24 protein-coding genes and 1 pseudogene are annotated in these 26,485 nt (G+C 62.3%); 18 read left to right on the plus strand and 7 right to left on the minus strand.

Annotated features, from left to right (window positions below):
• The first annotated feature begins 12 nt into the window (after positions 1–12).
• On the plus strand, positions 13–636 hold the full coding sequence (locus HMPREF2896_RS11145; protein ID WP_010190916.1) for an ATP-dependent Clp protease proteolytic subunit: 624 nt from the start codon (positions 13–15) through the stop codon (positions 634–636).
• A gap of 53 nt (positions 637–689) precedes the next feature.
• Here the strand turns inward: HMPREF2896_RS11145 and fabG are convergent, their stop codons facing one another.
• Positions 690–1,460, minus strand: coding sequence for a 3-oxoacyl-ACP reductase FabG (fabG, locus tag HMPREF2896_RS11150; RefSeq protein WP_070645371.1), 771 nt, complete (start codon positions 1,458–1,460; stop codon positions 690–692).
• Between the two features lie 40 nt (positions 1,461–1,500).
• Positions 1,501–2,805: an MFS transporter gene (locus tag HMPREF2896_RS11155; RefSeq protein WP_070719548.1), complete on the minus strand. Its 1,305-nt coding sequence runs from the start codon at positions 2,803–2,805 to the stop codon at positions 1,501–1,503.
• Between the two features lie 199 nt (positions 2,806–3,004).
• Here HMPREF2896_RS11155 and clpX point away from each other — a divergent pair, with 199 nt between their 5' ends.
• Positions 3,005–4,300, plus strand: a complete 1,296-nt coding sequence (gene clpX, locus HMPREF2896_RS11160; protein ID WP_010190911.1) for an ATP-dependent Clp protease ATP-binding subunit ClpX — start codon at positions 3,005–3,007, stop codon at positions 4,298–4,300.
• Between the two features lie 265 nt (positions 4,301–4,565).
• On the opposite strand, the gene HMPREF2896_RS11165 is transcribed toward clpX, so the two are convergent.
• Entirely contained in the window at positions 4,566–5,309 is a 744-nt protein-coding gene (locus HMPREF2896_RS11165; protein WP_070447801.1) for a TetR/AcrR family transcriptional regulator, read from the minus strand.
• Between the two features lie 175 nt (positions 5,310–5,484).
• On the opposite strand from HMPREF2896_RS11165, the gene HMPREF2896_RS11170 reads away from it, so the two are divergent.
• Complete coding sequence (locus HMPREF2896_RS11170) at positions 5,485–6,447, plus strand: malate dehydrogenase (protein ID WP_070719549.1); 963 nt, start codon at positions 5,485–5,487, stop codon at positions 6,445–6,447.
• Here HMPREF2896_RS11170 and panC read toward each other — a convergent pair.
• The gene (panC, locus tag HMPREF2896_RS11175) at positions 6,444–7,265 is read right to left on the minus strand and encodes a pantoate--beta-alanine ligase (RefSeq protein WP_070719550.1); all 822 of its coding nucleotides are present in this window, start codon (positions 7,263–7,265) and stop codon (positions 6,444–6,446) included. The two genes, HMPREF2896_RS11170 and panC, sit on opposite strands and share 4 nt — an antisense overlap.
• A gap of 10 nt (positions 7,266–7,275) precedes the next feature.
• Positions 7,276–8,097, minus strand: a complete 822-nt coding sequence (panB, locus tag HMPREF2896_RS11180) for a 3-methyl-2-oxobutanoate hydroxymethyltransferase (RefSeq protein ID WP_070719551.1) — start codon at positions 8,095–8,097, stop codon at positions 7,276–7,278.
• Between the two features lie 57 nt (positions 8,098–8,154).
• On the opposite strand from panB, the gene HMPREF2896_RS11185 reads away from it, so the two are divergent.
• The 6 genes from HMPREF2896_RS11185 to ndk are packed head-to-tail and all read left to right on the plus strand — an operon-like array spanning position 8,155 to position 14,546.
• Entirely contained in the window at positions 8,155–10,893 is a 2,739-nt protein-coding gene (locus HMPREF2896_RS11185) for a valine--tRNA ligase (RefSeq protein ID WP_070719552.1), read from the plus strand.
• A complete protein-coding gene (locus HMPREF2896_RS11190; protein WP_070447816.1) occupies positions 10,893–12,422 on the plus strand; it encodes a bifunctional tetrahydrofolate synthase/dihydrofolate synthase in 1,530 nt (509 codons plus the stop codon). The genes HMPREF2896_RS11185 and HMPREF2896_RS11190 overlap by 1 nt, the downstream gene beginning before the upstream one ends.
• Positions 12,419–12,865, plus strand: coding sequence for a DUF4233 domain-containing protein (locus HMPREF2896_RS11195; protein WP_070447819.1), 447 nt, complete (start codon positions 12,419–12,421; stop codon positions 12,863–12,865). The genes HMPREF2896_RS11190 and HMPREF2896_RS11195 overlap by 4 nt, the downstream gene beginning before the upstream one ends.
• 9 nt (positions 12,866–12,874) lie before the next feature.
• Positions 12,875–13,759 (plus strand): alpha/beta hydrolase, encoded by an 885-nt coding sequence (locus tag HMPREF2896_RS11200; protein WP_246824023.1) that lies wholly within the window; start codon positions 12,875–12,877, stop codon positions 13,757–13,759.
• Between the two features lie 5 nt (positions 13,760–13,764).
• On the plus strand, positions 13,765–14,076 hold the full coding sequence (locus HMPREF2896_RS11205; protein ID WP_070447822.1) for a hypothetical protein: 312 nt from the start codon (positions 13,765–13,767) through the stop codon (positions 14,074–14,076).
• Between the two features lie 59 nt (positions 14,077–14,135).
• Positions 14,136–14,546, plus strand: coding sequence for a nucleoside-diphosphate kinase (gene ndk, locus HMPREF2896_RS11210; RefSeq protein WP_039676402.1), 411 nt, complete (start codon positions 14,136–14,138; stop codon positions 14,544–14,546).
• A 136-nt stretch (positions 14,547–14,682) separates the two neighbouring features.
• On the opposite strand, the gene HMPREF2896_RS11215 is transcribed toward ndk, so the two are convergent.
• On the minus strand, positions 14,683–15,033 hold the full coding sequence (locus HMPREF2896_RS11215) for an ArsR/SmtB family transcription factor (RefSeq protein WP_070447901.1): 351 nt from the start codon (positions 15,031–15,033) through the stop codon (positions 14,683–14,685).
• Between the two features lie 113 nt (positions 15,034–15,146).
• Between HMPREF2896_RS11215 and arsB the strand changes: the two are divergent.
• Positions 15,147–16,211, plus strand: a pseudogene (gene arsB / locus HMPREF2896_RS11220) (ACR3 family arsenite efflux transporter).
• Here arsB and HMPREF2896_RS11225 read toward each other — a convergent pair.
• Entirely contained in the window at positions 16,208–17,011 is an 804-nt protein-coding gene (locus tag HMPREF2896_RS11225) for a hypothetical protein (protein ID WP_070719553.1), read from the minus strand. The pseudogene arsB and the gene HMPREF2896_RS11225 sit on opposite strands and share 4 nt — an antisense overlap.
• A 155-nt stretch (positions 17,012–17,166) precedes the next feature.
• Here HMPREF2896_RS11225 and HMPREF2896_RS11230 point away from each other — a divergent pair, with 155 nt between their 5' ends.
• The 8 genes from HMPREF2896_RS11230 to HMPREF2896_RS11265 all read left to right on the plus strand — a co-directional run bounded on the left by HMPREF2896_RS11230 (position 17,167) and on the right by HMPREF2896_RS11265 (position 26,483).
• Positions 17,167–20,358 (plus strand): translation initiation factor IF-2 N-terminal domain-containing protein, encoded by a 3,192-nt coding sequence (locus HMPREF2896_RS11230; protein ID WP_070719554.1) that lies wholly within the window; start codon positions 17,167–17,169, stop codon positions 20,356–20,358.
• A gap of 200 nt (positions 20,359–20,558) precedes the next feature.
• The gene (gene rplU / locus HMPREF2896_RS11235; RefSeq protein WP_070447835.1) at positions 20,559–20,864 is read left to right on the plus strand and encodes a 50S ribosomal protein L21; all 306 of its coding nucleotides are present in this window, start codon (positions 20,559–20,561) and stop codon (positions 20,862–20,864) included.
• A gap of 42 nt (positions 20,865–20,906) precedes the next feature.
• A complete protein-coding gene (gene rpmA / locus HMPREF2896_RS11240) occupies positions 20,907–21,185 on the plus strand; it encodes a 50S ribosomal protein L27 (protein ID WP_070447838.1) in 279 nt (92 codons plus the stop codon).
• A 160-nt stretch (positions 21,186–21,345) separates the two neighbouring features.
• The gene (obgE, locus tag HMPREF2896_RS11245) at positions 21,346–22,875 is read left to right on the plus strand and encodes a GTPase ObgE (RefSeq protein ID WP_070719555.1); all 1,530 of its coding nucleotides are present in this window, start codon (positions 21,346–21,348) and stop codon (positions 22,873–22,875) included.
• A 91-nt stretch (positions 22,876–22,966) separates the two neighbouring features.
• The gene (gene proB / locus HMPREF2896_RS11250) at positions 22,967–24,127 is read left to right on the plus strand and encodes a glutamate 5-kinase (protein WP_246821823.1); all 1,161 of its coding nucleotides are present in this window, start codon (positions 22,967–22,969) and stop codon (positions 24,125–24,127) included.
• Positions 24,127–25,056, plus strand: coding sequence for a D-isomer specific 2-hydroxyacid dehydrogenase family protein (locus tag HMPREF2896_RS11255; protein ID WP_070719556.1), 930 nt, complete (start codon positions 24,127–24,129; stop codon positions 25,054–25,056). Before proB ends, HMPREF2896_RS11255 begins: the two co-directional genes overlap by 1 nt.
• Before the next feature lie 15 nt (positions 25,057–25,071).
• Positions 25,072–25,977, plus strand: coding sequence for a D-isomer specific 2-hydroxyacid dehydrogenase family protein (locus HMPREF2896_RS11260; RefSeq protein WP_070447849.1), 906 nt, complete (start codon positions 25,072–25,074; stop codon positions 25,975–25,977).
• On the plus strand, positions 25,977–26,483 hold the full coding sequence (locus tag HMPREF2896_RS11265; protein WP_070447852.1) for a DUF1707 SHOCT-like domain-containing protein: 507 nt from the start codon (positions 25,977–25,979) through the stop codon (positions 26,481–26,483). The genes HMPREF2896_RS11260 and HMPREF2896_RS11265 overlap by 1 nt, the downstream gene beginning before the upstream one ends.
• Positions 26,484–26,485 lie beyond the last annotated feature (2 nt).

Genomic DNA, 26,485 nt, shown 5'->3' on the forward strand with positions numbered 1-26,485 from the left:
AGCTTTATCACTATGTCTAACCTTCAGATGCCTTCTTCCCGCTACGTTCTGCCGGAGTTCATTGAGCAGAACGCACAGGGATCGAAGACCACCAACCCGTATTCCAAGCTCTTTGAAGAGCGCATCATCTTCCTGGGCACCCAGGTCGATGACACCTCCGCCAACGACATCATGGCGCAGCTGCTGGTCTTGGAGTCCCAGGATCCGGACCGCGACATCACGATGTACATCAACTCCCCGGGTGGCTCGTTTACCGCGCTGATGGCTATCTACGACACCATGCGCTACGTCCGTCCGGACGTGCAGACCGTGTGTCTGGGCCAGGCCGCATCCGCAGCGGCTGTTCTGTTGGCCGCCGGTGCTCCGGGCAAGCGCGCTGCGCTGCCGAACTCTCGTGTGTTGATTCACCAGCCGCGTACGCAGGGCACGCAGGGCCAGGTGTCGGACCTTGAGATCGAGGCCAACGAGATCGAGCGCATGCGCCGCCTCATGGAGGAGACCCTGGCTGAGCACACCGGCCGCACTGCGGAGCAGGTGCGCATCGATACTGACCGCGACAAGATTCTTACCGCGCAGGAAGCCGTTGACTACGGTCTCATCGATACCGTCTTTGATTACCGCAAGCTCAACGCCTAAGTAATCAAGCTTAAAGCCCCGCTGTCTAGTAGATAGCGGGGCTTCGGCCATGCTTAGGCTTCGTAGGGCGGCAGGATGGCCTCGGGGGACTCGGGGAGGATCTGGCCGCCGTCAATGATGATGGTCTGGCCCGTTATGTAGCCTGCTTCGCGGGAGGCGAGGAAGGCCGCGGCGTTGCCGATATCGCGCGGGGAACCTAAGCGGTGCATAGGGACGGAGCGTGCCATTTGGTCGAGGTACTCCTGACCCTGGCCCTCCAAACCCTCGGTGAGGATGTTGCCTGGCAGAACACCATTGATGGTGATGCCATCACGGGCAACTTCCAGTGCCGCGGAGCGCATGAAGCCTTGTTGTGCGGCCTTCGAAGCGCCGTAGTGCGCCCAGCCTGGGTAGCCGGTGTGCGAGCCGGTGATAGACGTCGTGATGACGATGCGCCCGTAGCCCGCTTTCTTCATGTAGGGCAGTGCTTCCTGCACCACGGTGAACGTGCCGTGCGTGTTGATGGCGAACATGGCGTCCCATTGCTCGTCGGTCATGTCCTCGAGCGGGCAGTTGGGGAAGACACCGGCGTTGGAACAGACGATGTCGATGCGGCCATAGCGCTTGACGACGTCCCTGTAGAGGTTGCGGACGGAGTCGCGCGAGGTGACGTCGACAAGCAGGGCGTCCGCCCCGAGTTCTTCGGCAGTCTTCTGCGCGGCCTCGAGGTTGAGGTCAGCGATGACGACGGTCGCGCCGGCTTCGCGTAGAGCGCTGACGATGCCGCGGCCGATTCCGGCGGCGCCGCCGGTGACGATGGCAACGTGGTTCTGAAGATTAAACATGTACTGCTCCTAAGCGGTTGGGGCTGTGTGCCCCTCCAGCCTAGGCCGCCACGGTCTGGGGTGCTGTCTGCTTGGTGGTTGCCGTGTAGGCGCGCACACCGATGAGGGAGATTGCGGCCAACACAGCGGTAGCGCCGGCGAGGGTGTAGAGCCCCGTTGGGGTCCAGCCGCTTTCGAGCAGATAGCCCGCCAGGATGGGAGCGAGGGTAGCGCCCACGCGAGCGATGCCGATGGCAGCGCCCGTACCCGTGGTGCGCAGCGCCGAAGGGTAAGCCTCCGGGGTGACGGTGTAAAGGCCGGAGATGCAGGCGTTGAGGGTAAGGCCTACGCCGACTCCGAGGGCAAACATGAGGGAAGGCACGGCGGTGGAGTTAATGAAGCCGACGAGGACGACGGAGGAGATAAGACAGAAGACGATGAGCAGGGGGCGGGCGTCGATGCGCGTGGTGAACAGGCCGAAGAGGATGGCGCCGATAGCACCGCCGAAGGAAAGCATGATGCCGCCGATGATGCCCTGCTGGGTGGTAAGGCCCTCGGCGGTAAGAAGCTTCGGGGTCCACTGCGAGGTGAAGTTGTAGGCAAACATGATGAAGCTGAAGGCCAGCCAGAGCTTGATGGAGGTGCGCAGGAACTGCGGCGAGACGAGGTCCTTGTAGGAGGCCTTGTGGCTGGTGCGCGGGCGGACGCTGACGTCTCCCGTGAGGCCGAGTTTGGCGGTGATGGTGCGCACCGTGTCCATGCGGCCACGGGCGGCGAGGAAGTCTGCGGACTCGGGGACGAAAGCAACCGTGAGGATAAGGGCGACAACTGTGAGTGCTGCGCCAACCCAGAATATGGGCTGCCAGGTATCGAAGGAGGAGGCGACAACGCCGCAGAAGGAGGCACCGAGGCCATAGCCGGAGGCGTAGATGGCGACGGCCAGGCCGCGGAAGCGCAGGTTGGAGTACTCGCTGACGAGCACGGTGACACAGACAAGGACGCCGCCGACGCCAATGCCGGTGATGAGGCGGCACAGCAACAGCAGGCTAAATGTAGGCGCGAGGGCGGTGAGCACGAGGCCGACGAGGTCAATGACGAGCGAGACCGTGATGAGGGTGGTGCGTCCAAGGCGGTCAGCCAACGGGGCGAGGAAGAGCGAGCCAAGGCCGATGCCGATGAGGGCGGAGGACAGGAGCCAGCCAAGGGAAGAATCGGACAGCGCGAACTCTTCGCTGACGGTGCCGGCGCCGAAGGCCATGGCCACCATGTCATAGCCGTCGAGTGCATTGAGGAAGAGGGCAATGGCGATGATGAGCCATTGGCGTGCGCCCATGGGGGAGCGGTCGATGAGTTCGCGGATGTCCATGAAAATCTTTCTGCTGATAGAGCGGTTTCGATGTAAGTTAGTGAACCGCTCTGTCTATGTCCACTAACTGCCGTTTTAAATTCAAGGGCGCGCCGCTGAGTGAGGAATAGCGCTCGAGTCTGAGTGGTTTACTAGAGTGGAACAAACTGCGGTAAAATCGCCCCACCATAACCCCAGAGAAAAGAGTTGAAAGGCCTTCATGGCACGTATGCAAGAAAGCGCTGACCTGCTCAAGTGTTCCTTCTGTGGAAAGAGTCAGAAGCAGGTGAAGAAGCTTATCGCCGGCGGCGGCGTCTACATCTGTGACGAGTGCATCGAGCTCTGCAACGAAATCATCGAGGAGGAGCTCGGCGCGGCTCAGGCCGAGGCGGACGAAGAGAAGGAGATGCGCCTTCCGCGTCCTTCGGAGATTTCGGCTTTTCTGGATAAGTACGTCATTGGCCAGGACCAGGCCAAGCGCGTGTTGTCGGTGGCTGTGTACAACCACTACAAGCGCATCAAGGCTGAGGAGGCCGCGGGCCTGGAGGGCCGCCGGAAGAAGGCGCAGGATGAAGAAGTTGAGATTTCTAAGTCCAACATCCTGATGCTGGGCCCGACGGGATCCGGTAAAACCTACTTGGCGCAGACCTTGGCGCGTTTGTTGGACGTCCCCTTCGCCATCGCGGATGCCACGAGCCTGACCGAGGCTGGCTACGTGGGCGAGGACGTCGAGAACATCCTGCTCAAGCTGCTGCAGGCAGCGGACTTTGATGTGGAGCGCGCGCAGCACGGCATCATCTACGTCGATGAGGTGGACAAGATCTCCCGCAAGTCGGAGAATCCATCGATTACCCGCGATGTGTCCGGTGAAGGCGTCCAGCAGGCGCTGCTGAAGATCCTTGAAGGAACCGTGGCGGCGATCCCGCCGCAGGGTGGGCGCAAGCACCCGAATCAGGAATTCATCCAGTTGGATACGACGAACATCCTTTTCATCGTGGCCGGTGCTTTTGCGGGCTTGGATAAGGTGATTTCGGAGCGCGTGGGCAAGAAGGGCGTGGGCTTTGGCGCCAAGCTGGAAACTAAGGATGAGAAGGAATCAGTCGACTTCTTCTCCCAGGTGCGTCCGGAGGACCTGGTGAAGTTCGGCCTCATCCCCGAGTTCATCGGCCGCCTGCCGGTGGTTGCCACGGTGGATAACCTGGACCGCGAATCGCTAGTTAAGGTGCTCGTGGAGCCGAAGAACTCGCTGGTCAAGCAATACCAGCGCCTGTTCAGCATGGATGGTGCGGAGCTGCACTTCGAGGATGAGGCGCTGGAGGCAATCGCCGAGCTCGCGCTCGAGCGCAAGACCGGTGCCCGCGGCCTGCGTGCCATCATGGAGGAGCTGCTCGTGCCCATCATGTATGACCTCCCAGACCGCGAGGACATCGCCAGCGTCCACATCACGCAGGACTGCGTGACCGACGGCGGCGAGCCGGAGTTCGTGTACTCGGATGAGGCGAAGGAATCCGCCTAAACGGCATCTCTTAAAAGGCATCTTCAAGGCTGAAGATGCCTTTTGTGCTGTCTACATGGCGTTTTCAGGTCTAAAAACGCCTTCTGTCAGATGCCATCTGCCTGTTGGGGAAAAGGAACCAGATGAATGGGACCATGTAGCTGTGGAGTGAGATTGTGACCTGGGCTTGTGCTCAGGCCGGCGCGCAGATGGTTCCTTTACTTTGGTTTCTTTGCTCGCGCGGTGCTGGGGAGAGGGCTCTAATCGTAGAGTCCCCGCCGGCGCGTCATTCGTAGAGGCTCGCTGACGCGTCGCCCTCGTCCTCGGTGGAGTAGACATCCAAGGGCGCGGACTCAGCATCGAGCTCGGTTTCGTTCTGGGTGAGGTAGGACTCGAAGCCGATGTCCGGGATGTTCGCTGTAAGGAAAGCCAGCACAGCATCGACCGCCATGCGGTGCAGCCCCTCAGTGTTGTTGTGGGTGTACATGTTGATGTCGAGCAGGTTGCTCATCATCGCGTGATTCGTCACCCGGTACATCGAGAGCGCAGAAATCAGCGTGAAAATATCGTTGGCGGAAATTCCCGGGCGGAACGCGCCGGAATCTTGGCCCAGCATGAGCAGCCTGTCGAGGTGGAGGGAGATCTCGGACACGTCGACAAGCGCCTGCGAGGACTCCAGCACACTGTGGGAGGATTCCATCGTTAGCATCCGGATGGCTTCGGGGTTATTCACATGTTGGCGGAACAACCAATCCACCAAGGTGCGCACGCCCTCGACTGGGACAGCAGAATTGATCTCGAGGCTGCCCTCTGGCGGGTTGAGGCGCCGCGCTGCCGCTGCCAAGGCTTGCTGGTAGAGCCCCTTCTTATCCCCGAAGTAGTAGTGGATCATGCGCTTGGACATCCCAGACAGCTTCGATACGGTCTCGAGCTTGGTTTCGGCATAACCATGCTCCGAAAACTCCGATATCGCAACATCGATCACGTGCTCAACAGAGCCGGAGTCGACCGATGAAGTCTCAGTGCTCATGGAAGGTCCCGTCTAGTCGATGGATATGCGTACAGTTGTCCACTATGCCGAAAAAAGACGGCCGTGGAGCTCAAGTACAAAGAACTCGCATCTTTCGGGGGTAAAATCACACCCCACGGGGGCGAAAAACGGGACTAGGGTGGGAAGGTGAATACCCAGCCGAAAGGACTCGCACATGACTGCATCGAAACCCGTCAAGATCACCGTGACCGGCGCCGCCGGCAACATCGCCTACTCCCTGCTGTGGCGCATCGCTGCGGGCGATGTCTATGGCAAGGACACCCCGGTGGAGCTGGCTTTGCTGGAAATCCCGGACGCCGTGGGCGCCGCTGAAGGCGTGGCCATGGAGCTCAATGACTCTGCTTTCCCTCTCCTGCGCGGCATTACCGTCACCGATGATCCGAACGTGGCCTTCAAGGACACCAAGGCTGCTTTCCTCGTCGGTTCCCGCCCGCGCAGCAAGGGCATGGAGCGCGCCGACCTGCTGGAAGCCAACGGTGCCATTTTCACGGTCCAGGGCAAGGCGCTGAACGACGTCGCTGCGCGCGATGTCCGCGTCCTCGTCGTGGGTAACCCGGCCAACACTAACGCTTATATCGCTGCCAACAGCGCACCGGACCTGGACCCGAGCCAGTTCACCGCGCTCATGCGCCTGGACCACAACCGCACCCAGAGCCAAGTCTCCCTCAAGACGGGCGTGCCTACCGCGGAGCTGACCAAGGTTGCCGTGTGGGGCAATCACTCTGCCTCCCAGTTTCCGGACCTGACCTTCTCCAACGCCGAGGTTGATGAGACCTGGTACAAGGAAGAGATGATTCCGAAGGTGGCCAAGCGCGGCGCTGAGATCATCGCCGTGCGCGGTAAGTCTTCAGCTGCCTCCGCAGCCTCTGCCGCGGTGGATCACATGCACGATTGGATCCATGGCACCGAGGACTGGCGTACCGCAGCCGTCGTCTCCGATGGCTCCTATGGCGTGGACGAGGGCCTCGTCGCAGGTTTCCCCACCGTCGCCCGCGACGGCAAGTGGGAAATCGTGCAAGGCCTCGAGCTCAACGATTTCCAGAAGGAGCGCATCGAGGCCTCGGTTCAAGAGCTGCGTGAGGAGCGCGAGGCCGTAGCCCACCTGCTCAAGGACTAAGACTCAAGCACTAAGTTATCGATGAGCCGCACCGGCCCCACCTGCGCTGCAACGAGCGCCAGGGCGGGCCGGTGTTGTGCATCAACGGGCTCGAGCGTGGCTGGATCCACCACGGTGAGGTAGTCCACCGTCACGCCGGGGGAGGAGGCGAGCTGCGCGCTCGCCTCGTCGAGGGATGCACCGTCCCGCAGCGCAAAGAGCGCCTGGGACAGCGCCACGGCTTGCTCTCGCTCGACAGGGCTCAGGCGAGAGTTGCGGCTGGACTCGGCCACGCCGTCCGCCGCGCGGACGATGGGCGCGCTGATGATGTCGAGTGGCAGGTCGAGGTCCGCCACTAAGCGCCGAATAATGGCCACCTGCTGGGCATCCTTCTGCCCGAAGTAGGCGCGGTCGGGGCGCACGAGAGTGAATAGCTTGCTCACCACAGTGGCTACGCCGTCGAAGTGGCCGGGGCGCGAAGCGCCTTCCAAGACCGAGCCCATCTCACCCGTGCGCACCCACACCCGCGGGGTGCCACCCGGGTACATCTCCTCCACGCTGGGGGCGAAGACCGCATCGACTCCCAATGAGTCCAGCAGCGCGGCATCCGCGTCGAGGTCGCGCGGGTAGGCGCGGTAGTCCTCGCAATCGCCGAGGTCGGTGAATTGGAGGGGATTGACAAAGACCGAGCACACCACGGTGTCATTCTCCTCGCGGGCGCGGCGCACGAGTGAAGCGTGGCCTTCGTGAAGCGCGCCCATCGTGGGTACCAAGCCCACGGTGCCGGATGCGGCCGCGCGGAAGGCGCGGAGTTCAGATTTAGTTGTAAGGATCTGCATGGCCCAAACTTTAGTCCTCGAAGGATTCCTCGGCGTTGGGGAAGGAGCGCTCGCCCACATCGGCCACGTAATTCTTCGCACCCTTCAGCAGCGCGCCGCGCAGGTCTGCGTAGCGGCGCACGAAGCGCGGCGCCTTGGGTCCGCCCAGCCCGAAGGCATCGGTCCACACCAGGATCTGGCCGTCGGTCTGCGCGCCGGCACCGATGCCGATGGTGGGGATGGGCAGTTCCTTGGTCACCTCCTCAGCCAACGCAGCTGGGACCATCTCCAGTACCACGGCGAAGGCGCCGGCGTCGGCAAGCGCGCGGGCGTCCTCGTGCAGCTTCTCCGCACCGGCACCGCGGCCCTGGACCACGAAGCCGCCCAAGGCGTGAACCTGTTGGGGCGTGAATCCGATGTGGGCGCAGACGGGGATGCCTGCGGCGGCAAGCGCGGCGACGATGGGCGCGCGCTCCGCACCGCCCTCGAGCTTCACGGCCTGCGCGCCGGTTTCCTTCATGACGCGCACGGCAGACTCCAGTGCCTGGGCGGGGCCGGCCTCATAGGAACCGAAGGGCAAGTCCACCACCACGAAGGCGCGGGAGGTAGCTGAAACCACGGCGCGGGCCAGCGGAATCATTTCATCGAGGGTAAGCGAGAGCGTGGTTTCGCGGCCCAGGACCACATTGGCCAGGGAATCGCCGACGAGCAGGAGAGCCACCCCGGCTTCATCGAAGATTTCGGCGGTCATGCAGTCATAGCTCGTCAGGCACGCAAAGGCCTGAGAGTTCTCTTTGGCTTGAGCAAAGAAGCGGGTGCGGAGACGGGCGCGGTGGCCAGGATTGTGAGACATGCTCTTACTCTAGACAGGGCGCTAGTGCCAGTTGACGTACAGGGTAGAGTTGGCCAGGTGACTGATCAGAATAAAGAGCAACTCGTTGGCACCAACCGCGCGGACCAGCTTCCCAAGTCCTGGGAGCCGCAGGCAGTAGAGAAAGACCTCTACGAAGGCTGGGTAAACGCCGGTTACTTCACCCCGGACGCGTCCTCGGAGGCCGAGCCCTATTCCATCGTGCTGCCGCCGCCGAACGTCACCGGCCAGCTGCACATGGGCCACGCGTTGGACCACACTCTGATCGATTCCATCATTCGCCGCAAGCGCATGCAGGGCTATGCCACCCTGTGGCTGCCGGGTGCTGACCACGCCGGTATCGCTACCCAGACCAAGGTGGAGGCCCGCCTGCGTGAGCAGGAGGGCAAGAAGCGCTGGGATTATGAGCGCGAAGAATTCATCAACAAGGTCTGGGAGTGGAAGGAAGAGTTCGGCGGCACCATCCAAAACCAGATGCGTGCCATCGGTGACTCGGTGGATTGGTCCCGCGAGCGCTTCACGCTGGATGATGGCCTCTCCCGCGCCGTCCAGACCATCTTCAAGACCCTCTACGACGAGGACCTGATCTACCAGGCCAACCGCCTGGTCAACTGGTCCCCGGTCCTGGAGACCGCCGTCTCCGACATTGAGGTGGTGTACAAGGACGTCGAGGGTGAGCTTGTCTCCATTCGCTATGGCTCGCTGAACGACGATGAACCCCACCTCATTGTGGCCACCACCCGTGTGGAGACGATGCTGGGCGACGTCGCCATTGCCGTCCACCCCGAGGACGAGCGCTACGCCCACCTGGTGGGCCAGGAACTGCCACACCCCTTCCGCGATGACCTGAGGCTGAAGATCATTGCCGATGACTACGTGGACATGGAATTCGGTACTGGTGCAGTGAAGATCACGCCGGCACACGATCCGAATGACTATGCCATGGGCCTGCGCCATGACCTGGACATGCCCACCATCATGGACACCACCGGACACATCGCGAATACCGGCACGAAGTTTGACGGCCTGACCCGCGAAGAGGCCCGCGTAGAGATCCGTGAGGCGCTGCGCGAACAGGGCCGCATTGTCAAGGAGATCCGCCCCTACGTCCACTCCGTGGGCCACTCGGAGCGCTCCGGCGAGCCGATTGAGCCGCGCCTGAGCCTGCAGTGGTTTGTGGCCGTGGAGAAGATGGCGAAGATGTCCGGCGACGCCGTCCGCGAGGGCGATACCACCATCCACCCGAAGTCCCTGGAGCCGCGCTACTTCGAGTGGGTCGATGACATGCACGATTGGTGCATCTCCCGCCAGCTGTGGTGGGGTCACCGCATCCCCATTTGGTACGGGCCAGAGGGCGAGGACGGCCAGCGCGACATCATCTGCCTTGGTCCCGACGAGGAAGCGCCGGAAGGCTACGTCCAGGACCCGGACGTTCTGGACACCTGGTTCTCCTCTGCGCTGTGGCCTTTCTCCACGATGGGCTGGCCGGAAAAGACCGCCGATCTGGAGAAGTTCTTCCCCACGAACGTGCTGGTTACCGCCTATGACATCCTCTTCTTCTGGGTCGCACGCATGATGATGTTCGGCACCTTTGCCGGCGCGCACACCCCGGAGCTGCTCGGCGAAGGCAAGGATGGCCGCCCGCAGGTGCCGTTCACGGATATTTACCTCCATGGTCTCGTGCGCGATGAGCAGGGCCGCAAGATGTCGAAGTCCCTGGGCAACGGCATCGACCCGATGGATTGGGTGCGCGACTATGGTGCGGACGCGCTGCGTTTCACCCTGGCCCGCGGTGCCAACCCGGGCGTGGACCTGCCGCTGGCAGTCGACGCTGCCGCCGCCGGACGTAACTTCGCCACCAAGCTCTTTAACGCCACCAAGTTCGCGCTCATGAACGGCGCGGGCGTGGCGGAGCTGCCGGCACGCGACGCGCTGACCGACGCCGACCGCTGGATCCTCGACCGTTCCGAGGAGGTCCGCGCCAAGGTCGACGCCTACCTGGATGACTACCAGTTCGCCAAGGCCAATGAGCTGCTCTACCACTTCGTGTGGGATGAGCTATGTGACTGGTACCTGGAGATTGCCAAGACCCAGATCCCGCGCGACTTCGATGCGGCGAGCGCCGAGGAGCAGGCCACCGGACGCACGACCCAGATCGTTTTGGGCCGCGTGCTTGACCTGGTTCTGCGTTTGCTGCACCCGACCATGCCTTTCGTCACCGAGGTCCTGTGGAAGGCTCTGACTGGCGGGGAGACCATCGTCACAGCGCAGTGGCCTACCCAGGAGCACACCAACGGTGGCGCGGAGAAGGATGAGGTGGCTGCCCGCCGCATTCAGGATGCCGACAAGCTCATCACCGAGCTGCGCCGCTTCCGCTCCGATCAGGGCGTCAAGCCTTCCCAGAAGGTCCCGGGACGCCTCGACTTCGCCGCGGCTGACCTGCAGGAGCAGGAGGGACTCATCCGCAACCTGGCCAATACCACGGAGCCGGGCGAGGACTTCACCGCGTCTGCTTCCATCGAGGTGCGTCTGTCCCAGGCCACCGTTGAGGTCACCTTGGATACCTCCGGTGCCGTCGACGTCGCCGCTGAGCGCAAGCGCTTGGAGAAGGATCTGGCCAAGGCCCAGAAGGAACTGGACCAGACCGGCAAGAAGCTGGGTAACGAGGCCTTCCTGTCCAAGGCGCCGGAGGCAGTCGTGGAGAAGATCCGCGTGCGTCAGCAAGTGGCCCAGGAGGAGGTCGAGCGCATCACCGCACGTCTGGAGGGACTCAAGTAGTGGCGGAGGAGAAGAACCGCGAGGAATTTGAGGTCGTTGATGCCCTCGCGGAGGGCACCGATGGTGGGCCGGTGGAAATCACCGACTCCGGCCTGACCCTCAACCTCGGTGGCGAGGAGGATTACGAGGAGGCCGCCCCCGAGCAAGCTTCGCCGGAAGAGCTCGCGGAGCTGGCCGAGGTCACCGCGGAGCTCAACGCCCGCGCCCCAGAGACCATCATCGAGCCGAGCCTCGAGCGCATCGAGATGCTCATGGATCTCTTGGGTAACCCGGAGCGTTCCTTCCACGTCATCCAGGTCGCTGGCACCAACGGTAAGTCCTCGACCGCCCGCATGATTGATTCGCTGCTGCGCGCCTTCCACCGCCGTGTTGGCCTGGTGACCAGCCCGCACCTGCAGCTGGTCACCGAGCGCATCGGCATCGACGGCCACCCCATCCACCCGCGCGACTTCGTGCGCATCTGGCGTGAAATCAAGCCCTATGTGGAGATGGTGGATTCCCGCTCCGACATTCCTATGTCCACCTTCGAAGTGCTTGTTGCCATCTCTTACGCAGCCTTTGCCGATGCCCCCATCGACGTCGCCGTCGTCGAGGTCGGCCTCGGCGGCACGTGGGATGCCACCAACGTGGTCAACGCAGAGGTAGCCGTGGTCATGCCGGTAGGCCTCGACCACACGGACTACCTCGGGGATACCATTACGGAGATTGCTGGTGAGAAGGCCGGCATCATCAAGGCCCGCGAGCACGATGCCGAGGACGTGCTCACGCCAGGGGAGAACATCGCCATCGTTGCTGAACAAGACCCCGAGGCGATGCGCGTTATCCTGCAGCGCACGGTAGACGTCGGCGCCGGCGTGGCCCGCGCGGGCTCCGAATTCGCTGCACTGGAATCGCGCATCGCAGTGGGCGGCCAGCAGCTGACCATCCAGGGCCTGGGTGGGATGTACGAAGACATCTTCCTGCCGCTGCACGGCGAGCACCAAGCCAAGAACGCGGCCGTGGCTTTGGCCGCGGTGGAGGCCTTCTTCGGGGCGTCGGCAGGCCACCCGCTCGACATTGCTTCAGTGCGCACCGGCTTTGCCAAGGCCATTTCTCCCGGCCGTCTGGAGCGCGTGCGCACCAGCCCCACGACCTTCCTTGACGCCTGCCACAACCCACACGGCGCTAAGGCTTTGGCTGCAGCCCTCGACCGCGACTTCGACTTCGCGCGCCTCATCGGCGTGGTGTCCATCTTCACGGACAAGGATGCAACCGGCATCCTCACCGCCCTGGAGGCTGTGCTCACGGAGATCGTCATTACTCAGAACACCTCCCCGCGCGCCCGCGATGCCTATGAGCTGGCGGAGCTGGCCCGCGATATCTTCGGCGAAGAGCGCGTGTATGTCGAGCCCGACCTCCCTAGTGCCTATACTCAGGCCGTCGAATTGGCGGAGGATGCCGACGTGCAATCAGGTTCCGGCATCGTGATTACTGGTTCGGTCGTCACTGCCGGTGACGCCCGCGCACTCTTTGGAAAGGAACCCGCATGAGCCCCCGTAAACCCGTCCCCGAGGAGGAGATTGGTCCGCTTGGCTTGGGCCAGGCACCGGCCAAGGATCCCCTCAAGCAATTCGGCGGCATGGTGGTGGCGAGCTCCCTCACAATGGAGCTGATCACCCTGGTCCTCGCACTGCCGATGCTATACAAGCTTTATGACGGCACCCTGTGGACCCCGTTCAACTATGGCGTGGTCATTGGTTTTATGGTGTTGCTCCTGGCGTCTTTCCCCTTCATGAATAAGCCGTGGATCGTCGGGGTACAGATTGTCCTCCACGTCATCGGTATCGTGCTCGGTTTTATGGTCCACTGGTCTGTGGCGACTATCTTCATCATCTTCGCCCTGCTCTGGGCGCTCGCGGCCTATATGCGCTCGGTGATCGTCGCCCGCATGGAGCGCGGCTACCTCACCACGCAGCACCTGACTGAGAAGTAGGTCGCTGCGGTGTACATCCGTCCGGAGCTGCGCGCGGGAGCGACGGTCATGTCGCTATTCGATCCGACTAATCCGCTCATCCGCCGTGCCGGGCGCATCGTGCCAGCGCTGTGGCCGGCACCTTTAATCCAGGGCGTGCGCACGCGGCGGGTGAAGAACACCGAAATCCACGCGACCATCTATAGCCCGGAGAACCCGCGCGGCGCGGTGCTGTGGATCCACGGGGGCGGTCTGCTCATGGGACATCCGCGCCAGGACGTCAAGCACCTCAAGGAGACCGCCGCAGAGGTTGGAGTCACCGTCGTCGCGCCGCACTACCGCTTCGCCCCGGAGAACCCTTTTCCGGCTGCGCTTGATGACGTCCACGCGGCCCACCACTGGCTCCTCAGGCATGCGGAAGAGCTGGGAATCAGCCCGGATCGGATTGTTATCGCCGGCCAAAGCGCCGGGGGAGGGCTGGCTGCCGCGTTGTGCCAGCGCCTCCACGATGAAGGCGGGGTTCAACCAGCGGGGCAGTGGTTGTTTTGCCCGATGCTCGATGACCGCACAGCATCCACCGACCGCAACCCCATCTGGGACGTAGATTCCAACGCGCAGGCGTGGCGCTTCTACGTCGATGGCAACCCGGAAGCACCCTATGCCGTGCCCGGCCGCCGCACGGATCTGTCGGGGCTACCGCCAGCGTGGCTCTACGCGGGTAGCAGCGAGCTTTTCTACGGCGAGATTATGGATTACGCCGAGCGCCTGAAAACTGCTGGTGTGCCAACACAGTGCGAGGTTGTAGAAGGCGGCGTGCATGCCTTCGAGTTGTGGGCTCCCCATACCGCGGCGGCAAAGCGCCTGCTCATGCGCTCTCGCGTTTGGCTGCAGTCGACACTCAACGCGCTAGACTAACGGGCATGCTCTTTCTGCTCTACGGTCTTTCCGCACTGCTGTGCATCGCCGCGCTCGTGGCCAAGCTGTATTTCGGTGGCTTCGCGTTCCCGCTCGCACTGCTGATTCCGGCCTTCGTCTTCCTCGTCGTCGGTATGCTCAAGCAGCAGCGCGATGAGCGGCCGGTGGAGTTTGCGGATCTGGAAGAGTGGCACCGCGAGGAGCTAAAAAGCCTGCTGGAGAGCGGTCAATACGGCACGGCCGTGCGCCAAGTGCAGATGTGGTTTCGTGGCACGAGTCATGAGCGCGCGGAAGAAATCGTGCAACACCTCACGTAGCGCTTAGAATTAGCCCCACTGTCAGGACGCGGGAGCACCTGTTCTGTACTATGTGCCCTATGACTGAACGTACACTCATTCTCATCAAGCCGGATGGCGTCAAGAACGGCCACGTGGGCGAGATCATCTCTCGCATCGAGCGCAAGGGCCTGAAGCTCGTCGCCATGGATCTGCGCGTCGCCGACGAGGAGACCGCTAAGAAGCACTACGCCGAGCACGAGGACAAGCCTTTCTTCGGCGAGCTCGTTGACTTCATCACCTCTGCACCGTTGGTTGCTGGCATCGTCGAGGGCGAGTCCGCTATCGCCGCATGGCGTCAGCTGGCCGGTGGCACCCACCCGGTGGAGAAGGCCACCCCGGGCACCATCCGCGGTGACTTCGCTCTGACCGTTGGCGAGAACGTCGTCCACGGTTCCGACTCCCCGGAGTCCGCTGAGCGTGAGATCTCCATCTGGTTCCCGAACCTCTAAAGAAGTTCATCGCGCCTAGCGCGCAATAAAGCCCGAGCAGTTCACAAAGATGAGTGAACTGCTCGGGCTTTTGTCATTTCTGACCCTTAGCCCGAACCCGTCCTGTGTGCTCGAGTGCAGATAATCTGGGCGCGGCTTAGTCGAACGAGAGCAGCGTGCGCAATGCCATAAAGGCGTCTTTGTGCACCTGGTGGGTGACGGTGCGGCCGCGTTGCTGCTTCGATAGCAAGCCGGCCTCCCGCAGGCGCGCTAGGTGGTGGGAGACCGTGGGCTGGCTCAGCGCAGTGAGCTCGGTGAGTTCCGTGACGCTCATGGGTCCACAGCCTTCATCGCACAGGATGGACAAAAGACGCAGGCGTGCTGGGTCTGCCAGCACTTTGAATTGCTGCGAAAAATGCCTCGCCTCGGCGTCGTTGAGCGGGCCCGTGCTTAAGGAGCAACACTCAGTGCCGCGCGCGCTGGTCTCGGGCGTGGAAGAGGAAGCCATGCGATCAGTATAGGGGTTATTCTTGCGCCCTACGTTATATTGACGCATATCAATACGTGCTGTACATTGCATGTTTGTATCGTGCTCTGTTCAACGTTGAAGGAGGGGGAGACATGGCTGTGCCGCAGCGCCCGACGTTGTCTTTTCTTGATCGGTTTCTACCCGTGTGGATCATTCTGGCGATGGCCGCCGGACTGCTCATTGGCCACCTCATTCCCGGGATTGGCCAAGCCTTGGGCGCCGTTGAAGTCGGCGGGATTTCCATCCCGATCGCCATTGGCCTCCTCGTCATGATGTACCCACCCTTGGCCAAGGTTCGCTACGAGAAGACCAAGGAAATTGCCACGGATGGCCGCCTCATGGCAGTATCGCTCGTCCTCAACTGGCTGGTGGGGCCGGCGTTTATGTTTACTCTGGCGTGGCTGTTCTTGGCGGACCAGTCGGAGCTGCGGACCGGCCTCATCATTGTGGGGCTTGCGCGCTGTATTGCCATGGTGCTTGTGTGGTCGGACCTCTCGTGCGCTGACCGCGAGGCAACGGCTGTGCTTGTCGCCCTGAACTCCATCTTCTAGGTCGCTATGTTTGGTGTTCTGGGCTGGTTCTACCTTCGCGTTCTCCCCGGATGGCTGGGCCTGGACACGACGAGCGCTGACTTTTCCTTCTGGGCCATTGTTAAGTCCGTACTTGTCTTCTTGGGCATACCGTTCCTGTTGGGTGCGCTGTCTCGCGTGTGGGGCGAAAAGGTAAAAGGACGGGAATGGTTTGAGAACCGCTTCCTCCCAGCCGTATCGCCCCTGGCCATGATTGGTCTGTTGTACACAATTGTGTTGCTCTTTTCCCTGCAGGGCGAGCACATTGTGGAGCAGCCAGCAACGGTAGTGCGCGTGGCCGTGCCGCTGGTTATCTACTTCGTGGGCATGTTTGTGCTGTCGCTGGGCGTAGCAAAGGCCGTTGGCATGAATTACGCGCAGTCTGCCAGCGTGGCGTTTACTGCAGCAGGAAATAACTTTGAACTAGCCATTGCAGTATCCATCGGCACCTTCGGAGCGATGTCTGCTCAAGCCCTTGCCGGAACGATTGGTCCCCTTGTTGAGATTCCAGTCCTCGTTGGTCTGGTTTATTTCATGCTGTGGATTGGCCCGAAACTCTTCCCGGGAGATGCCACTCTTCCGCGCTAGCGCGTGCGTGCGGCGTCCATGCTGCGCACGCCTGCTTCGGTCAGAGTGATGTTAAAGGTCCGCTCACCACTCCACTTGATGAGACCAGGCAGCTTCACCACGCCGGCCGCTTCGAGTTCACGGAGTTCTTCTTCGAGCCCCTCCTCGTAGCCGATCAGCCGCCCCAGCTCAGAGATGGAGGTGGTATTGCCAGTGACTGCACCGGCGGCGACCAGCCCGCTGAGGACTTCCGGGTGAGTTTCTACTGCGGTGATGCTCGCTTGAGTGACGCCTTCGAGGCTTCCTTGTTCGGTGATGGCCTCGATGCGGCGCTTGCCAACGCGAAAAGAGGTCGTGCCGAAGGCGCGGCCGCCGAAGATGAACGCGGGGATGGAGAAGGCAGTAAGTCCAGCGGCGATAAGGATGGGGTTGGGTGAGGTATCGCCGATAATCCCGGTGGACTTGATTCCCTCAGTGATGAGAGGGGAGAAGATAGCAAGCACCGGTAGAAAGTAGGCGAGAAGAGGGTAATCGCCCGCCCGGTACTCTTCTTGCGCAGCTTGGACGAACTTTGGCTTGCTGCGAATGATGCGGATGGCGCCGTAAAGCATCACCATGATGAGCACCGCATAGACAGGGACCGCATAAGGGAAAGGAAAATCGACGACGCGAAGGCCGGAGGCGATGCCCGCCGGTACAGCAACTGTGATGATATCCCGCAGCGCAATCTCGTTGCGGGCGCGCGCCTGCGCCACGGTGCGTGGCGCCTGTTTAGGTAATTTCCGTTCTGCCGGTGTGTTCGTGGGCGCGCTGTCGGACATAGCGGCGATACTAACATGTGAGCCTCGGTCGAGCTCTGTGCCAGAATGGAAGGCGCTGACAACTTAATAAAGACGAAGAGAATTTTTCAAAGACTCACTACCGTGTGGCGGCAACCTGCGCCCGGGGTGAGCAGACGTCAGGAGATTAGCCACTGATGGCATCCAAGAAGAAAACAGAAGAAGCACGTAGTGAATCGACGTTGGCCGCGGCGGTAGCGGGGATCGACCGCGAGGCGCTCGCCCCCAAAACCCGCCTCTATGCCCTGGCTAAGCAGGTGGGCGTGGCCTCCAAGGAGCTGGTGGCTCAGTTCGCACATATGGGAATTAAGAAGTCCGCACAGTCTTCGCTGACACCGGAAGAGGTGGGCCAGCTTATCGACGCCCTCGTACCCGCAACCGAAGCCCCCGAGCAGGCCGCAACCGAGGACAACCAGGTCGCGGCCGAGGACGCCGACCAGCCGGAGGTTTCGGCAGAGGATAAGCCCACGAAGACCGTCAAGAAGAAGCGCGCCAAGCGCGCGGTCAAACGCGTGAGCAAGGCAGGCAAGAAGGCTGAGTCGAAGGAGCAGACACAGACAAAGGAACCCGCACCGGAAGAGTCTGCTGCGCAACCGGACAGCGCGGGGGAGTCCCAGGAAGCCGCGCTGGCGCAGGATGCTGAGCAGGCCGCGCAACCGGAGCAGCTGAGCGAGGAAGAGGAGAAGCTGCGCGAGCGCGTGCGTAAGAACGTTGATAACGAGATTTCGCAGATCGTCGACAAGGTCGATGCTGAAATGCTGCACGAGGCGCTCGCCGAGGCCGGTGAAAGCGACGAGGGGGACGACCTCACCCCACTGATTACCCCGATGGCTGAAGAAGACCCGGACGTGTACGACTTTGCGCCAGTCTTCATGGCGCCGAAGATCACGCCGCTGTCCAAGCGTCAGAAGCCAGAAGAGCACGAGGAGGAATCCGAGGAGGATGCAGCGCCGGTAAGCCAGCCGCGGGGTCGTCGGCGCGGCAGCCGCGGCACCTCCCGTGGCCGCGGGGCAGAAGGCCGTGGGTCCGCCCGTGAGGAAGTCGAGCACATCGAAGAACCGAAGGCGATTAAAGGCTCAACCCGCATCGAGGCACAGCGCCGTCGCCGCGCGGAGCTGCGGGAGAAAGGTCGGGAGCGCCAGCACATTGTCTCCCAAGCGGAGTTCCTGGCGCGCCGCGAATCGGTCGAGCGCACTATGGTGGTGCGCGATAAGCAGCGCACCGACGGCGCGGGCGTCATCACGCAGGTGGGCGTGCTCGAAGACGACCTTTTGGTAGAGCACTTCGTCACGACCGAAACGCACCCATCCCAGATAGGCAATATCTACTTGGGCCGTGTGCAGAATGTCTTGCCTTCGATGGAGGCGGCCTTCGTGGATATCGGACAAGGCCGAAACGGCGTGCTGTATGCGGGCGACATCGACTGGCGTGCCTTGGGGATTGGTGGGCGCAGCCGCAAGGTAGAAAACGCGTTGAAGTCCGGTGATCAGGTGCTGGTCCAGGTGGCCAAGGACCCCATCGGTCATAAGGGCGCACGTTTGACCACCCAGATTTCCCTGGCCGGTCGCTTCCTGGTGTACGTTCCGGGCGGGCGCAGCGCGGGAATCTCCCGCAAGCTGCCGGCACCGGAGCGCAAGCGCCTCAAGGGAATCCTGGAGCGCGTCATCCCGGGAGATGGCGGTGCCATCATCCGCACGGCCGCGGAAAACGTGTCGGAGGAGGACATCGCTTCCGACGTCAACCGCCTGCACTCGCTGTGGGAGGACATCAGCGCCCGCGCCGCACACGAAAAGGCAACGAAGGGCGCCAAGCCCGTCACCCTGTATGAAGAGCCAGATCTGCTCATCAAGGTGGTGCGTGACCTCTTCAATGAAGACTTCAGTACCTTGGTGGTGGACGGTAAGCGTTCCTACAACACGGTCAGCGCCTACGTGGACTCGATGGCACACGACCTGGCCGATCGCGTCGTGCGCTATGACGCGCGCGAGCACGATGGCGAGGATGCTTTTAACGCCTACCGCATCGATGAGCAGCTGCAGAAGGCTCTGGGCCGCAAGGTGTGGCTGCCCTCGGGCGGCACGCTCGTCATCGATCGCACGGAGGCCATGACGGTCATTGACGTCAACACGGGCAAGTTCACCGGCTCCGGCGGCAACCTCGAGGAGACGGTGACGCGCAATAACCTTGAAGCAGCTGAGGAGATCGTGCGCCAGATGCGCCTGCGCGATATCGGCGGAATGATCGTCGTCGACTTCATCGATATGGTCCTGCCGGAAAACCAAGACCTCGTGCTGCGCCGACTCAAGGAAGCATTGGGCCGCGCCCGCACCCGCCACCAGGTTTCCGAGGTCACCTCACTGGGCCTAGTACAGATGACGCGCAAGCGCGTGGGCACCGGCCTCATCGAGACCTTCTCCACCGAGTGCGAGGCCTGCCATGGCCGCGGAATTATCATCCACGACTACCCGGTTGATGAGGACACTGAGGAAGAAAACTCGAAGCCGCAGCGCCGGACTCGTAAGGAGCGTCGCGCACCGCAGCGCGATCCGAAGAAGCACCCGGCAGCCGTCCGCATGCACCGCCATGACGAAGACGCACCATCTGAGCACGAGGTTTCCCAAACTGATAGCGAAGAAGCGGCGCGCGACGAGGAATCCTCACTCGAAGAGCTCGTGGCTAGCGTGGTCGTTGTCGATGAGGATGACACGGATACGCCAGATAGTGCCTCCATTGGCTATGCCGTAGCGGAAAACCTGGAAGCGAAGCGTTCGAAGCCGAAGTCAAAGCAGAAGCGCTCGCGCAAGTCGCGCCGGGCAACGCGTACTTTCCGGGAGCCGCAGCGTGCGGATACGAGCGAAGACTCGGCTTCTAAGCAGGAAGCGCAGAACAAGCAGGCCGAAGCGGAAGAATCTTCCGCCCAGCGCTCGGAGCAGACCTACGAGGAGGCCGTCGCCGCCTTCGAGAACTCGCCGCGCCGCAAGCGCCGCACGCGCGGAAATTCCCGCTCGGATATTCGCCCGAAGCGCGAAGACTTCGTGCAGGAGGAGACGCCGGCCAAGGAAGCCCAGCTGGCTACCCCCAAGAAGCAGGATAAGGCTGAGCGAAAGAACGCGGAGTCGGGCGAGACAACGGGCGTGCGCTCCACCCGTGGTCGCGGTCGTCGTCGGGTGGTGCGCAAGATGTCGCAGCGTCAGCCCACCCCGGCATCGAATGAACGCGGACAGGGAAGCGACGCTAAGGAGCGCGAGGCCTCCGTACGGACTACGGCGTCGACAAGAAGCAGGGGCGGGCGCGGGAGGCGTCGTGTAACACGGCGCAGGTCGCGCTAGAAAAGGCGTTTTGCCTTTTCGCCCCCTCACGGGGTAGTCTTTGACAGTCGCTGTTTAGACCATGAATGCGCTGGATGGGACGAACGCGGTTTTCGCGCGTCTCTCGCGGCTTATGATCTGAACGCAATTGTCCAATGTCCATTCGCTAGCGGCGCCACCCAGCTGCTAGCGAGCCGAGTTTAGATAAGGGGTAGCCCTCTATGTACGCGATCGTCAAGACCGGCGGAAAGCAGTACAAGGTTGCTGAAGGTGACCTCGTCAAGGTCGAGAAGATCGAGGGTGAGCCGGGTTCCTCCGTTGCTCTCACCCCGGTTCTGCTCGTCGATGGCGCAACCGTCAAGTCGAAGGCTGCAGACCTGGAGAAGGTCTCCGTCTCCGCTGAAATTGTCGAGCAGGGCAAGGGCCCGAAGATCGACATCCTCAAGTACAAGAACAAGACTGGTTACAAGCGTCGCATTGGTCACCGTCAGCCGGTGACCACGCTGAAGATTACCGGTATCAAGTAAGCCTTAACCGGCTGTAATTCATCCCTGAAGGAGGGAAACCACATGGCAACTAAGAAGGGTGCTTCCAGCTCCAGCAACGGTCGCGATTCCGAGTCCAAGCGTCTCGGTGTCAAGCGCTTCGGTGGTCAGCAGGTTAAGGCCGGCGAGATCATCGTGCGTCAGCGCGGCACCAAGTTCCACCCGGGTGAGAACGTTGGTCGCGGCGGCGACGATACCCTGTTCGCTCTCGCTGCAGGCTCTGTTGAGTTCGGTGTCAAGCGTGGCCGTCGTCTGGTCAACATTGTTCCGGCTGAAGAGGCTGCTGCAGAAGCAACTGCCTAAGAGCTTAATGGCTTAATCCCGAGCATCCGCTCGGGATTTTGTCGTTTTCACGCCAGCTGGTGCGGCCTAGCTGCGCGGAGGAAACTGAGAGGACACTAGCGTCGGGTTCACGCCGGTGGCCAACTAGGACGGCATGCAAGGAACCGTTAGACTAGCGGGCATGGCACGATTCATTGACCGAGTGGTCTTGCACCTACAGGCAGGCGACGGCGGACACGGCTGCGCCTCCGTCCACCGCGAAAAGTTCAAGCCGCTCGGCGGGCCCGATGGCGGCAACGGCGGCCACGGCGGAGACATCCTGCTGGAGGTCTCAACCCAAATCCACACACTGATGGACTTCCACTACCGCCCGCACATCAAGTCTGAGCGCGGCGGCAATGGTGCTGGCGATATGCGCAACGGTGCGCGCGGCAAGGATCTCATTCTCGAGGTACCGGCGGGCACCGTAGTTTACGCCGAGGACGGGGAGATGCTCGCGGACCTCACGGTCCCGGGAACCCGCTTCGTGGCCGCGGAGGGGGGATTCGGCGGACTCGGCAACGCCGCACTGGCCTCCGCAGCCCGCAAGGCTCCGGGCTTTGCGCTGCAGGGAGAACCGGGCGAGGCGCGCGATCTCATTCTGGAGCTGAAGTCCATGGCAGACGTCGGCCTCGTCGGATTCCCTTCCGCAGGCAAGTCATCGCTCATTTCGGTCCTTTCGGCCGCCAAGCCGAAGATCGGTGATTATCCTTTCACCACCCTCCAGCCCAACCTCGGCGTGGTGGATATGGGCCATGAGTCCTTCACCATGGCGGATGTTCCGGGCCTAATCCCCGGGGCCGCCGAGGGTAAAGGTTTGGGCCTCGACTTCTTGCGTCATATCGAGCGCACCGCGGTGCTCGCACACGTCGTGGACACCGCCTCCATTGAGCCGGGCCGCGATCCGCTCTCGGATATCGAGGCCCTCGAAACCGAGCTGGCCAAGTACCAAGAGCTGCTGGAGCAGGACACTGGCCTGGGTGATCTGCGCGAGCGCCCGCGCGTCATCATCCTCAACAAGGCTGACGTTCCTGAGGCCGAAGAGCTAGCTGAATTTGTCAAGGGCGACCTCGAGGAAAAGTACGGCTGGCCGGTCTTCATCATTTCCGCAGTCGCCCGGAAGGGGCTTGACCCACTCAAGTACAAGCTCATGGAGATGGTCAACGAGCACCGCAAGGCCCAGCCCAAGGTCGCTGCGGACAAGAACCACACCATCATTCAGCCCAAGTCCGTAGGCAAGAAAAAGAAGGGCCGGTTCGCCGACTTCACCGTCACCCCGGACCCCGAGGTGGAGGGCGGCTTCATCGTTGAGGGCGAGAAGATCGACCGCTGGATTCGCCAGACCGACTTCGAAAACGACGAGGCCGTGGGCTACCTCGCGGACCGCCTGGCCAAGGCTGGTGTTGAAGACGAGCTGCACCGCCAAGGCGCGCAGGAAGGCTGCCCGGTGACCATCGGGGATATCACCTTTGAGTACGAGCCCATGGCCGGTGGCCGTGCTACCGATGCTGGCCGCGGACAGGATGGCCGCCTCATGAGCACCGAGCGTGTCTCCGCTGCCGAGCGCAAGCGCGCCTCCCAGGCGCGCCGTGGTCTCGTCGACGAGTTTGACTATGGCACCGATGGTGAGGTCACGCGCGAGTCCGCAAACCGCGATCGCTGGCAAGGCTAGCCCGGTATACTGAGCCGGTATGTCATCCGAAAACGACAACCAGCTCGACTATCCGCTTCCCCTCGAACCCTTCGAGGGACCAACCCCGGATATGGATTATCCGGAGACGACTACGCTGTCGGAAAAATCCAGCGGTTTCTCCTCACCCCTGCGTGAGGAGATCTCCAAAGCTAAGCGCATCGTCATCAAGATCGGCTCCTCGTCGCTCACCCGCGATGACTTTGTGACCTCCACCGAGAAGATCGACAAGATCGTCGATGCCGTCTGCGCCCGCATGAATGTCTCGGACATCATCATCGTCTCCTCCGGTGCGGTGGCCGCGGGCATGGGCCCGTTGGGTTTGACCACCCGCCCCACCGATTTGGCCACTAAGCAGGCTGCTGCCGCGGTGGGCCAGGTCCACCTCGCCTACGAGTGGGGCGTGTCCTTTGCCCGCTATAACCGCACCATCGGGCAGGTGCTGTTGACCGCGTCGGACGTCGGCAAGCGCGATCGCGCCCGCAACGCTCAGCGCACCATTGATCGCTTGCGTCAGTTGCGCACGGTGCCGATCGTTAATGAGAATGACACCGTCGCGACGTCCGAGATGCATTTCGGCGATAACGACCGCCTGTCCGCGCTTGTGGCCAATTTGGTTGGCGCGGATGCCCTCTTCCTCTTCTCCGACGTGGACGGTCTCTACGACAAGAACCCCGCGGAGCCCGATGCCAAGTTCGTGGAGGAGGTGCGCACCGGTAAGGACCTCAAGGCGGTTGTTGCTGGCGACGGCGGCAAGGTGGGCACCGGCGGCATGGCCACGAAGGTCTCTGCTGCTCGCCTGGCCACGCGCGGCGGCATCCCTGTGCTGTTGACCTCGGCGGACAATATTGGGCAGGCGCTTGACGACGCCTCCGTAGGCACCGTCTTCCACACCCGCGAGGAGCGCCGCCTGTCCGCGTGGAAGTTCTGGGCACTCTACTGCGCGGATACCGGCGGCTCCCTGCGCCTCGACGAGGGCGCCATGGAGGCCGTGGTTCGCGGCGGAAACTCCCTGTTGGCCGTGGGCATCACGGATATCAAGGGTGAGTTCAGCGCCGGCGAGATCGTGGACATTATGGGCCCCAAGGGCCAGATTATTGGCCGCGGTGAGGTGGGCTATGACTCCGTCACGCTGCGCAACCTGCTGGGCAAGCACACCGAGGAGCTGCCGGAGGATATGCGCCGCCCCGTTGTCCACGCCGATTACCTGTCCAACTTCGCGTCCCGAATTTAATGCGTTATTTCATGGGGCCCGATGTGTGGGCAGCAACCGTGGCAGATATCGATGCTGCCGGGCACGAGCGCGTTGAGAGTTTGGAGCAGGCGGAGGTCTTTGTGAACACCGCCTCGGATCCAGCGCAGACCCCGGAGATTCCGGAGAATATCCAGTGGGTGCAATACTGCTTCACCGGGGTCAACCGCCATATCGATGCCGGGCTCATCCGGCGCGATGGCCTGCCGTGGTGCAATTCCGCCGGCGCTTTTGCCAAGCCCGTGGCGGAATCCGCGCTGGGGTTGATGCTCTCCCAAGCGCACCACCACAAGGCTTTCGCCCTGGCAAAGTCGTGGTCGGTGGCGCGCGAGCTTGATGAATCCCAAGCCTGGCTCTATGACCAACAGGGGCCAACACGCGTGCTCATCGTGGGTGCGGGAGGAATCGGCACGCAGCTCATGGCCTACCTTGCGCCCTTTGGCGCGCATATCACCGCGGTGAACCGCTCAGGCCGCCCGGTGGACGGCGCGGACGTAACACTGCCGATTGAGCGCGTTGCTGAGGTATGGGGCGAAGCGGATTTCGTGGTGAGTATCCTGCCGGCGACGGCCGCTACGGAGGCTCTCTTTGATGCCGCTGTGTTCCGCGCCATGAAGCCCTCGGCGGTGTTTATCAATGTCGGCCGCGGCAGCACGGTGGTGACCGATGATCTCGTGGACGCACTGCGCACGGGCGAGATTGCCGGCGCAGGCCTGGAGGTCATGGACCCGGAGCCGCTTCCGGATGGCCACCCGCTTTATGATTTGCCCAATGCCACGCTGACGCCGCACATGGCGGCCTCGGATCACGTGGCCCAGTACCACTTGGGTGCTATCTTCAATGCCAACGCTGCCGCGTGGGAGCGCGGCGAGGAAATGCCCACGCGCGTCGACCCGGACGCCGGATACTAACAAAGGAGGACGTTCATGAAGTACGCCATCGAACCTCACCCCTGGGAGGAAACCATCGAGGTGCTCGATGCCGCAGGGTTTGAGCGCGCTCCGCTTGATGAGGCCTCTTTCCTCATTTACACCGGCAACGGCACTGATTTCCCGGATCCGCTGCCGGAGAACATCGGTTTCGTGCAGATTCCCTCGGCGGGCGTGGATCACGTCTTGGATGCGATGAAGGGCACTTCGGTTCCGTGGTCGAATGCCGCCGGCGTCTATGACAACACGGTGGCAGAATCCACCATCGCGCTGCTGTTGGCGCAGCTGCATGCGCATCGCCGCGTTAATGGCACGTTTGGTTCCTATGCTGAGATGGAGGCACACACTTCCTACCTCTACGACGACAAGACGGTGGCCATTATTGGTGCCGGTGGTATTGGCAAGCGCCTGATCAGCATGCTCTCCGGTTTTGGGCCGCGCATCATCGCGGTCAACCGCTCCGGCAACCCGGTGGAGGGAGCAGAGGAGACCTACCCGATTTCCCAGGTGGACAAGGTCTGGCCGAAGGCGGATTACTTCGTTCTCATCGCGCCGCTGACCCCGGAGACCCGCCATATGGTGGATGCGGAAGCTTTCCAGCAGATGCCGGAGCATGCCGTGGTGGTCAACGTGGGCCGCGGCCCGCTCATCAAGACCGAGGACCTCGTTGCGGCGCTGGAGGCAGGCGAGATCGCGGGTGCGGCACTCGACGTCACCGACCCTGAGCCGCTGCCGGAGGATCACCCGCTGTGGCAGGATAAGCGCGTGGTTATTACCCCGCACATTGCTAATACGCAGCGCTCCGTGCGCGAGAAGATCGGCGCGCATACTATCAAGGTGGCCGAGGCCTTCGCAGCGGGGGAGCGGCTGCCCACCCTGGTTGATCCGAAAGCTGGCTATTAATGGAGAATCCCGAAATCCGAGTCGGCGATGCCGAGCGTTCCGCGGCCTTGGAGCAGTTGAGCCAGCACTTTGTCAACGGCACGTTAGACCCCGATGAATTTGAGCAGCGCACCGGCGAGGCTGCCGCGGCGCGCACGCGCGGGGACGTCGAAAAGCTCTTTGCGGACCTGCCAGAGCTTTCCACCCCCAGCGCCACAGCACCCGCCACCCGCCACGAGGCGGAGCTGGAGGACATGCTCGCCCGCGGACGCAAGGTGCAGATAGTGGATTCCGTCATCTGGTCGGTGGCGATGATCGCGCTCTTCCTGGGCCTCTTCGTCTTTGACTGGAGCTATTTCTGGATCTCTCCCGTCATTGCATTCTTCGCTTCCTGGGCTGCGCGCGGGGTGTTGAAGTTCAGCGAGTCGGATGAAGAGCTCTTCGATGAGCTCACCGAAGGGGAAGAGAAAAAGCGCGCCGAGCGCCTGCGTGCCGCAGCTGAGCGCCGCCGCGAGCTCGAGGCCTAACT

Source organism: Corynebacterium sp. HMSC069E04, from assembly GCF_001813175.1.
Classification (GTDB): Bacteria; Actinomycetota; Actinomycetes; order Mycobacteriales; family Mycobacteriaceae; genus Corynebacterium; species Corynebacterium aurimucosum.

Coding starts and splice junctions, on each gene's coding strand:
- clpX (WP_010190911.1), top strand. CDS start 3,005: ATGGCACGTATGCAAGAAAGCGCTGACCTGCTCAAGTGTTCCTTCTGT.
- rplU (WP_070447835.1), top strand. CDS start 20,559: ATGTACGCGATCGTCAAGACCGGCGGAAAGCAGTACAAGGTTGCTGAA.
- HMPREF2896_RS11170 (WP_070719549.1), top strand. CDS start 5,485: ATGACTGCATCGAAACCCGTCAAGATCACCGTGACCGGCGCCGCCGGC.
- HMPREF2896_RS11260 (WP_070447849.1), top strand. CDS start 25,072: ATGAAGTACGCCATCGAACCTCACCCCTGGGAGGAAACCATCGAGGTG.
- proB (WP_246821823.1), top strand. CDS start 22,967: ATGGATTATCCGGAGACGACTACGCTGTCGGAAAAATCCAGCGGTTTC.
- HMPREF2896_RS11215 (WP_070447901.1), bottom strand. CDS start 15,033: ATGGCTTCCTCTTCCACGCCCGAGACCAGCGCGCGCGGCACTGAGTGT.
- HMPREF2896_RS11265 (WP_070447852.1), top strand. CDS start 25,977: ATGGAGAATCCCGAAATCCGAGTCGGCGATGCCGAGCGTTCCGCGGCC.
- obgE (WP_070719555.1), top strand. CDS start 21,346: ATGGCACGATTCATTGACCGAGTGGTCTTGCACCTACAGGCAGGCGAC.
- rpmA (WP_070447838.1), top strand. CDS start 20,907: ATGGCAACTAAGAAGGGTGCTTCCAGCTCCAGCAACGGTCGCGATTCC.
- HMPREF2896_RS11165 (WP_070447801.1), bottom strand. CDS start 5,309: ATGAGCACTGAGACTTCATCGGTCGACTCCGGCTCTGTTGAGCACGTG.
- HMPREF2896_RS11145 (WP_010190916.1), top strand. CDS start 13: ATGTCTAACCTTCAGATGCCTTCTTCCCGCTACGTTCTGCCGGAGTTC.
- fabG (WP_070645371.1), bottom strand. CDS start 1,460: ATGTTTAATCTTCAGAACCACGTTGCCATCGTCACCGGCGGCGCCGCC.
- HMPREF2896_RS11225 (WP_070719553.1), bottom strand. CDS start 17,011: ATGTCCGACAGCGCGCCCACGAACACACCGGCAGAACGGAAATTACCT.
- panC (WP_070719550.1), bottom strand. CDS start 7,265: ATGCAGATCCTTACAACTAAATCTGAACTCCGCGCCTTCCGCGCGGCC.
- ndk (WP_039676402.1), top strand. CDS start 14,136: ATGACTGAACGTACACTCATTCTCATCAAGCCGGATGGCGTCAAGAAC.
- HMPREF2896_RS11205 (WP_070447822.1), top strand. CDS start 13,765: ATGCTCTTTCTGCTCTACGGTCTTTCCGCACTGCTGTGCATCGCCGCG.
- panB (WP_070719551.1), bottom strand. CDS start 8,097: ATGTCTCACAATCCTGGCCACCGCGCCCGTCTCCGCACCCGCTTCTTT.
- HMPREF2896_RS11230 (WP_070719554.1), top strand. CDS start 17,167: ATGGCATCCAAGAAGAAAACAGAAGAAGCACGTAGTGAATCGACGTTG.
- HMPREF2896_RS11155 (WP_070719548.1), bottom strand. CDS start 2,805: ATGGACATCCGCGAACTCATCGACCGCTCCCCCATGGGCGCACGCCAA.
- HMPREF2896_RS11195 (WP_070447819.1), top strand. CDS start 12,419: ATGAGCCCCCGTAAACCCGTCCCCGAGGAGGAGATTGGTCCGCTTGGC.
- HMPREF2896_RS11255 (WP_070719556.1), top strand. CDS start 24,127: ATGCGTTATTTCATGGGGCCCGATGTGTGGGCAGCAACCGTGGCAGAT.